The sequence below is a fragment of the Streptomyces bikiniensis genome (assembly GCF_000716625.1).
Lineage (GTDB): Bacteria > Actinomycetota > Actinomycetes > Streptomycetales > Streptomycetaceae > Streptomyces > Streptomyces bikiniensis.
Window position 1 is genome coordinate 314,643 of record NZ_JNXJ01000001.1, and the last position, 7,814, is coordinate 322,456.

Below are 7,814 nucleotides of genomic sequence, written 5' to 3' on the forward strand. Positions count from 1 at the left end.
CGGCCCCTCCGCACCCCGCCCCTTCGTCCCCCGTCCCCACGGACCCGGCCGCGCCCGCCCCTCCGGGCGGCCCACCGGGCCCCCTGCTTCCCGAGGCACCATGAAGAGAACGATCCGGGCCGCGGTCGTCGCCCTCGCGATCACCACGACCCTCGGCGCGGCGCCGGCCCTGGCCGCCGCCCCGACGAACACCCCCGACACGCCGGCGGTCACGGCCGAGACCGTCGACCCGCCGCTGTACGAGCGGACCGCCGACGGCGACACCGTCCGCGTCAACGTCCTCACCGAGAGCCGCACGGACCTCCCCGAGGCCGCCACCGCGGGCGAGACGAAGCAGAAGTTCGAGACCCTGCCGGTGGTCACCCTCAGGGTGGACCGGGCGGGCCTGGACCGGCTCGCCGCCCAGCCGGGCGTGGTGAGCGTCACCGAGGACAGGCCGGAGCCGCCGACCCTGGACCAGAGCGTCCCGCTCATCGGCGGCGACGCGGCCGCCAAGGCCGGCAAGACCGGCACGGGCACCGCCGTCGCCGTCCTGGACACCGGCGTCGCCACCCAGCACCCGTTCCTGAAGGGCCGGGTCAAGGCCGAGGCCTGCTTCTCCCCGATCGACCCCGACCTGGGCGCCACCAGCCTCTGCCCCGACGGCACCGAGCGGCAGGAGGGCCCCGGCTCCGCCGACGCCGACTCCGGCCCCTGCGCGACCCTGAACGCCTGCGACCACGGGACCCACGTGGCCGGCATCGCCGCGGGCAAGGGCACGGGCGCCACCGGCGCCCCGAAGACCGGGGTCGCCCCCGGCGCCGACATCGTCGCCCTCCAGGTCTTCTCCCGGTTCGACACCGTCGACGCCTGCGCCGGCGAGGCGCCGTGCGTCGCCAGCTTCCCCAGCGCCCAGCTCGCCGCCCTGGAGAAGGTGCTGCAGCTCAAGCAGGCCGGGACGCCGCTCGTCGCGGCGAACCTCAGCCTCGGCGGCGGCCACTACACCGCCGCCTGCGACGGCGACCCGCGCAAGGCGGCGATCGACAAGCTGCTCGGCGCCGGCGTCGCCACCGTGGTCGCGGCCGGCAACAACGGCTACACCGACGCGGTCAGCGTCCCCGGCTGCATCTCCTCCGCCGTCACGGTCGGCTCCACCACCGACGACGACGAGCTGTCCGCCTTCACCAACCGGGGCCGGCTGCTCGACCTGTTCGCCCCCGGCACGAGCATCGTCTCCTCGGTGCCCGGCGGCAACTACGCCTCGAAGAACGGCACCTCCATGGCCGCCCCGCACGTGGCGGGCGCCTTCGCCGTGCTCAAGCAGGCCTACCCGACCAAGAGCGTCGCGGACCTCACGGCCCTGCTGAAGAACAGCGGCCGGAGCATCGTCTACACGGGCGCCACCACCTCCCGCATCGACCTCGGCGCGGCGCTGGGCGGCGGCGGCAACCCGCCCCGGCCCAGCGGCATGACCGACTTCAACGGCGACGGCGTCGAGGACATCGCGATCTCCGACACCCAGGCCACCGTCGGCACGGCCGCCCGGGCCGGCCTGATCCGCGTCGTGTACGGCGGCGGCAAGGGCACCGTCGAGATCAGCCAGGACCTGGACTGGGTGCCGGGCGGCTCCGAGGCGGACGACTACTTCGGCGAGACCCTCGCCACCGTCGACTACAACAAGGACGGCTTCACCGACCTGGTCGTCGGCACCCCGAGCGAGGACCTCGGCACCGCCACCAACGCCGGCATGGTCGACATCCTGTACGGCGCCGCCGGCGGACTGGGCACGGGCGCCACCAAGGTCACGCACTTCGAGCAGGGGTCGGGCACCGGGGCGATCGCCGCCTCGGCCTCCGAGACGGGCGACCGCATGGGCCAGTCGCTCGCGGCCGCGGTCAACGACGCCGGCCGCCCGTACCTGCTGATCGGCCTGCCCGGCGAGGCCCTCGGCACGCTCACCCAGGCGGGTTCCGTCTTCTACGTGCACGGCGGCACGACCCTGACGATCAACCAGGACAAGCCCGGCGTCCCCGGCGACCCCGAGAAGGACGACAACTTCGGCTTCTCGCTGGCCGCTGACTCCAACTACATCGCCATCGGCTCCCCCAACGAGTCCATCGGCACCAAGGCGAAGTCGGGCGGCGTCGTCATCTTCGACGCCAACGCGTACGAGACCGACGGCCGGCCGGCCACCCTGTCCTGGCTCGACCAGGACAACGCGGCCATCTCCGGCGGCACCGAGGCGGGCGACCAGTTCGGCTACGCGGTGGCCATCGCCCCGTTCCGCGCCACGGGCGCCCCCGCCCCCACCGAGTCGATCCTCGCGATCGGTTCGCCCGGCGAGAGCGTGGTCGTGGGCACCGAGGACCGGCTCAACGCGGGCCGCGTGGTGCAGGTCCGGATCAAGCCCGACGGCACCTGGAGCTATCTGCGCGAGCTCAAGCAGGGCACCGCGGACGACGAGGTGTCCGGCACCTCCGAGACCGGTGACCGCATGGGCGAGACGCTGACCGCCGTCAACACCGCCCCGAACGCGGTGAGCACCGTCGCCTCCATGCGCCTCGCGGTCGGCGCGCCCGGCGAGGCCCTCGGCACCGCGACCAGGGCCGGCGCGGTCCACACGTTCTCCATGGCCGGCTCGGCCGGGGCGAACGACCGCTGGATCGAGGCGGGCGACGGCGACGGCATCCCCGGGACGCCCGGCGCCAACCAGGAACTCGGCAAGAACATCCACTTCACCGCGACCAGGCTGTACGTGGGGATGCCGTTCGGGCCGAACGCCGCCGGCGCGCTCTACGCGCTGCCGATGTCCAACGTGACCCAGGGCGGTACGGTCGCTCCCGTGACCACGTACAAGCCGGGCTCGGGCGGCCTGCCCGCCAACGGCGTGGCCTTCGGGTACGCCGCGCGTTAGGCACTCCGGGGTGCGCACCCGGTCCGGGTGCGCACCACCCGGGAAGCGGCTCAGCTCGGAGAGGGCTCCGGGGTGAGCCGCTCCCGGCCGATCCGGGAGCCCGACTTGTAGATGCTGACGGTGCCGTCGCGGATGACGTAGCGGTACGGGCGGTTGTTCGCCTCGTACCCGGTGCTCGTCTTCTTCGCCGGCATGGCGATGCCCTCCTCGCGCCCGTCCCTGAACTCGCCGTAGTAGTACAGCTTCCCGCCCGTCGTGCGGCACAGGGTGATCCGGTGCTCGTCCGTGCGGAACGCGGCGACCAGCGCGGCCCCCTCGCCGCTCGGCAGCGCGGACGCGATCCGGGACGGGCACGCGGTGCCGGTCGCGGTCGGCCGCGCCGTCGGCTTCCCTTCGTCCGGACCGCCGGAGTCGAGGGCTCCGACGACGAGGCTCTGCACGACGCCCAGCAGGACGAGCCCGCCCACCACGCCGAGGCAGCTGTACAGACAGCCGTGCGACTTCTTCGCCGGAGCCCGGTACGGCGCCCCGGACGGCCCCCGGTGCGGAGCCCGGGGCGGCGGGGTGCGGACGGGAGGCGCGTACGGGGGCGGGGCCTCCGCGCGCGGCGGCGCCGGGGTGTAGCCGGTGCCGCCCGTCGGCGGGTAGAAGACGCCCGTCGGCCGCGGCGGGGTCGTCCTCCGGGGGGCCGCCTTCTTCGCCGGGCGCGGCCTCGACGCCGTCCCGGACGACGCCGGCTTCGGTGGCGTGGCCTTCGAGGCGGTCGTCTTCTTCGGGGCGGCGGCCCCGGGCGCCGCCTTCTTCCCGTCCGCCGCCTTCTTCGCGGTCGTCGTCTTCTTCGGGGCGGGGCCGCTGCTCGTCCTCCAGCTCTTGCCGCAGCCGACGCAGCTGAGGTTCCGCGCGCTGTTGGTGGCCCGGCACGTGCCGCACCGCCAGTCGCCGGCCGGCCGCGCGGGTGACGGGCGCTCGGCCGCGGGGCGCGACGGGGCGGCGGGCCGCGGCATCGGAGCCCGCCGGTCCGACCCGCAGATGACGCAGACCGCATCCTCCGGTCCGTTGTTGCTGTCGCAGTCCGCGCACTTCCAGTTGGCCGAGTCCGCCACCCCTGTCGTCCCTCCTAGCGGTCGCTGTGCGCCGGGCGTGCCATCACGTCCCGGAAGAGCTCTTCCGACCTCGGCCCGGCGGGGCTGACGATCCAGCCGGGTGCGTCGGGGACCCGCTCCAGTTCGGCCTCGCCCGCCGCGCCCGCCCCGGCCTCCTCCTCTTCCTCCGGCTCCGGTTCCTGCTCCTGCTCCTGTTCCGACGCCGGAGGCTCCGTGTCCGGGTCCTCCCCGCTCGCACGTCCGGGCTCCGCCTCCTCCCGGTTCGGCACCGAGTACTCCCTCCAGAGCAGGTCCACGAACCGCTGGACCGCGCCCACCACGTCCGGAGGCACGTCGGTGCGGACCACGACGGACTCCGCCCCCGCGGCGGCGCCGGGGAACCGGAACCGGAAGACGAGCCGGTGGCGCCCGTCCGTCCCCTCCGGCGGGAGGACCACGGCCGAGAGGCACCTCGTCACCCCGGCCTGCAGGTACCCGCCCGACCAGGCGAGGACCAGCCCCTCACGGTCCAGGGAGAGGCGGAAGCCGTCCCACTCCAGACTCACAGGCTGTTCGCGATCGTCTCGATGATCTCGTCCATCTCGAACTCCTCCAGCCCCTCGCCCGCCTTGGAGGCGAAGTGGAGGGTGAGGTCCCACTCCTCGGCGATCGGGTCGGACCAGGGGGCCTCCTCCGGCGCGAAGAGCACGAGCCGCTTGGCGGACTGCTCCATGACCGAGGTCTGGCTGCGGGCGTAGCCCCACTGCTCGAAGAGGTCGTCCATGCTGCGGGGGATGTGCTTCGGGTACGTGGACGCGTCCGCGCCGACCGTCCCGAGGGCGTGCGCGGGGGCGTCCGTGAACATCACGATGACGTGGCGCCTGCGGTCGAGCCCGGTCTCCCAGGGGGAGTTGATCGCGAGCGCCAGCGCCTCCAGGCCGGACTCCGGGATGTCGCCGCCGCCGCCCGCGTCGATCCCGCTGACGAACCGCTCGAACTCCTTGGCCTGGGCGGGGAGGTGGAGGAAGTCGGTCTCCTCGATGGCGTCCGAGGGGTCGTCGCCGAAGTCGCGGAAGGCGATGACCTTCAGCCGCAGCTGGCTGATGGACTTGCCCTTCTTGGCCATCACGTCGTCGAGCCGCTGGTGGAACTGGAGGGCGCTCGACTTCACCGTGTCGAGGACGGGGTGCATGCTGCCGGTGGCGTCGATGCACAGGGCGATGTCGACGGCGTACTGCAGGTTGCCCTGGTACTGCCCGCGGGCGTCGGTCATGGGTGTCTCTCCTTGTCGGGGGGATGCGGCGGCAGGGGGTGCGGCGTCAGGGGGTGCGGCGGTCGCCGCGGCGACCGCCGAGGTTGATGCGGACGCGGGAGGCGCCCGGTGCCGGAGCGGGCGCCGGTTCCCCGGCGGCCGGAGCCGCCGGGGTCTCCGTCGGCGGAGGCGCGGGCGCGGGGACGGCCGGGCGCGCGTCGGTCTCCTCGCGGCGCCCGAACGTGGACCGGACGCGGCTCGTACGACGCTCCTCGGGCTTCGCCGAAGGGGCGGCGGGGGCGGGGGCGGCCGTCTTCGCACCCGGAGCCGTCGTGCCGGGCCTGCGGTGCTGGAGGACGCACACCCCGGGGTCGGAGAGCGCCGCGAGGAAGGCGGCGGCGTCCGGCCGCGCCCGGGGGTCGGCGGAGGTCATCCGGCGTACCAGGTCGAGCAGTTCGTCGGAGAGGCGCGGATCGAGCCGCAGTTCCTCCCCGGCGTTCACGGCGTCCGCCGGAGACCCGAACCTCGCGTCGTACGAGGGGAGTCCCCCCGTCACGTACAGATGGGTCATGAGCCCGAGCGCGAAGACGTCGACGGCGCAGGTGAGGTCCTCGGGGCCGGCCGTCCCGTCGCCCCGGAGGTAGCGCCGCCACTCCGGGGCGCCGTACACGGAGTCACCCGAGATGTCCTCGGGGTTCGGCGGGTTCCCGGAGTCGTAGGAGTCGTCGAAGTCGATCAGCTTCGCCGAGTGGAAGGCGGCGCCCTCGCGCTTCTGGACCAGCACGTTCAGCGGCTTGAGGTCCCCGTGCACGGTGCCGCTGTCGTGGAGCTGCTTGAGGCTCGATCCGAGGGTCTTGAGCAGCACCGTCTTCTGGCGCGGTTCGAGGCTCTGCGGCCGCTCCAGGCTGGAGGTGTCGATCCGCTCGGTGACCTTGTAGTAGGTGCTGCCCTCGTGGAAGAAGTCGGTGGCGAGGACCAGGTTGCCGCCGCCGAGCGTGTCCGGGCGCAGCCGCTTCATGATCCTGCGGTGCCGCTGCTCGAACTCCTGGGCGACCTCGCGGCGGATCCGCACACTCTTCGAGTCGGCGGCGTCGTCGCGCGGGCGCTTGGGTTCGAGGAACTGCTTGATGAAGTACTGCCCCCCGTCCTTCTCCGCGAAGGCCCAGATGCACTTGCCGCCGTTGGCGTTGGTGGGATCGGTGACGATGCGGTAGCCCGCGATCGTGTCGCCCTTCTTCATCGGTGCTCCTCGGCCGCGGACGGCAGGTAGGTCTCGTATCCGGCGCGGTAGGTCCGCCAGCTCTGGTCCTGCCAGGCGCGGACGCGGGCGTGGTCCTCGCGCTCGCCCTCCTGGCTCCGCGGCCCCTCGCTCCCGGCGCGGGGGGCGCGGTCGAGGACGCCCGGACGCCCCCGCACGTACCGCTCGGTGAGGTCGGCGAAGCGCCGCTCGTAGGAGCTCCGCAGGTGCGCGAAGTCCTTGTGGCCCAGGGCCAGCAGGGCGAGCGAGGCGTCGTCCCCGGTGTACGCCTGCACCTCGCGGCGCAGCAGGTCCGCCCACTCGTACTCGTTGTGGGCCTCGCGCAGGGTGCTCAGGAGCAGGTGCTCGAAGTCCGCGGGGGTGTGCACGTAGCCGAAGTAGCCGTCCGTGGCCGCCACCAGGACGCAGGGCAGGGCGAACGAGGCGAGGTGCTGCGTGTCGATCGTGAACTCGCGGTCCGCGCACACCACGTTGGTCATCGGCGGGTCGGTGCGCAGCAGTTCGAGGGCGTCGCTCTCCCGGGTGTGGTCCCGGGTGAGGACGTGCAGCCCGCTCGTGGGGGAGAGCACGTACGCCCGGGAGTCGCCGGCCCACAGCGGACGCAGCTCCACCCTGGAGTAGTCCGCGTGGAAGCGGTAGTGCACGGCCGCGAGGGTGGTGGGCAGCCGGCGGCGCATGGTGCCGCCGATCTTGCTGTGCCGCTGGGGGGCCTTGGACAGGAACCAGCGCAGGTACAGATGCAGGCTCTCCGGAACGGCCTCCTCGTTCCCCAGCGCCACCTCGCGGAACCAGCAGTCGACGGCCAGGCGCGCGACCCGGGACCCGACCCAGGCCCCGGTGTGCCAGGCGCCGTCGGGACCCTGCCAGGTGGGGGTGGCGCCCGCGCCGCCCGAGCCGTCGAACACGGCGATCATGCCCTGTTGGGTCTCCAGGTGGTGGACGACGAACGGTTCGGCGTCCTCACCGAGGCCGGACACCTGCTCGGTCCACACCGAGAGCGTTTGGAGGCTCTTGTACTTCTGGTCCGGCGTCCAGACCGCCTGGCGCGGCGGCACCCGGCCCGCCGGCTCCTCGGCTTTTCCAGGCCGCTTCGGCTCCTGCGGTTCCTGCGACTCCTGCGGCTCCTTCGGTTCGTTCGACCGCTTCGCAGCCATGGGCCCCGGCCCGATGTCCGGCCCTGCCCCGGGCCCGGCCCCCGGGGGCGGGAGGAGAGGCGGGGGCGGCCCCGGGGGGTGCGGGGCACCGTCAAGCGGGACGCCCCCCGACCCGGATCCGACAGGGAGCGCCGATGACGGACCAGGAACACAGGGCACGGCACTCCGCCCCGCC

General features: G+C 73.8%; 6 protein-coding genes. 1 reads left to right on the forward strand and 5 read right to left on the reverse strand.

What is annotated here, in order from left to right; translation table 11 throughout:
* Window positions 1–100 precede the first annotated feature (100 nt).
* Window positions 101–2,893: a S8 family serine peptidase gene (locus tag OO47_RS33820; protein ID WP_051715806.1), complete on the forward strand. Its 2,793-nt coding sequence runs from the start codon at window positions 101–103 to the stop codon at window positions 2,891–2,893.
* Between the two features lie 50 nt (window positions 2,894–2,943).
* Here OO47_RS33820 and OO47_RS01250 read toward each other — a convergent pair whose 3' ends face one another.
* Genes OO47_RS01250 through OO47_RS01270 form a run of 5 tightly spaced genes read right to left on the reverse strand, consistent with a single transcriptional unit; the run spans window position 2,944 to window position 7,639 of the window.
* Window positions 2,944–3,996, reverse strand: coding sequence for a hypothetical protein (locus OO47_RS01250; RefSeq protein ID WP_030211711.1), 1,053 nt, complete (start codon window positions 3,994–3,996; stop codon window positions 2,944–2,946).
* 14 nt (window positions 3,997–4,010) lie between these two features.
* Complete coding sequence (locus tag OO47_RS01255; protein WP_030211713.1) at window positions 4,011–4,541, reverse strand: hypothetical protein; 531 nt, start codon at window positions 4,539–4,541, stop codon at window positions 4,011–4,013.
* On the reverse strand, window positions 4,538–5,248 hold the full coding sequence (locus OO47_RS01260) for a vWA domain-containing protein (RefSeq protein WP_030211715.1): 711 nt from the start codon (window positions 5,246–5,248) through the stop codon (window positions 4,538–4,540). Before OO47_RS01260 ends, OO47_RS01255 begins: the two co-directional genes overlap by 4 nt.
* Before the next feature lie 46 nt (window positions 5,249–5,294).
* Entirely contained in the window at window positions 5,295–6,467 is a 1,173-nt protein-coding gene (locus OO47_RS01265) for a protein kinase domain-containing protein (RefSeq protein ID WP_030211717.1), read from the reverse strand.
* Window positions 6,464–7,639 (reverse strand): serine/threonine protein phosphatase, encoded by a 1,176-nt coding sequence (locus OO47_RS01270; protein ID WP_234323045.1) that lies wholly within the window; start codon window positions 7,637–7,639, stop codon window positions 6,464–6,466. Before OO47_RS01270 ends, OO47_RS01265 begins: the two co-directional genes overlap by 4 nt.
* Window positions 7,640–7,814: the final 175 nt, after the last annotated feature.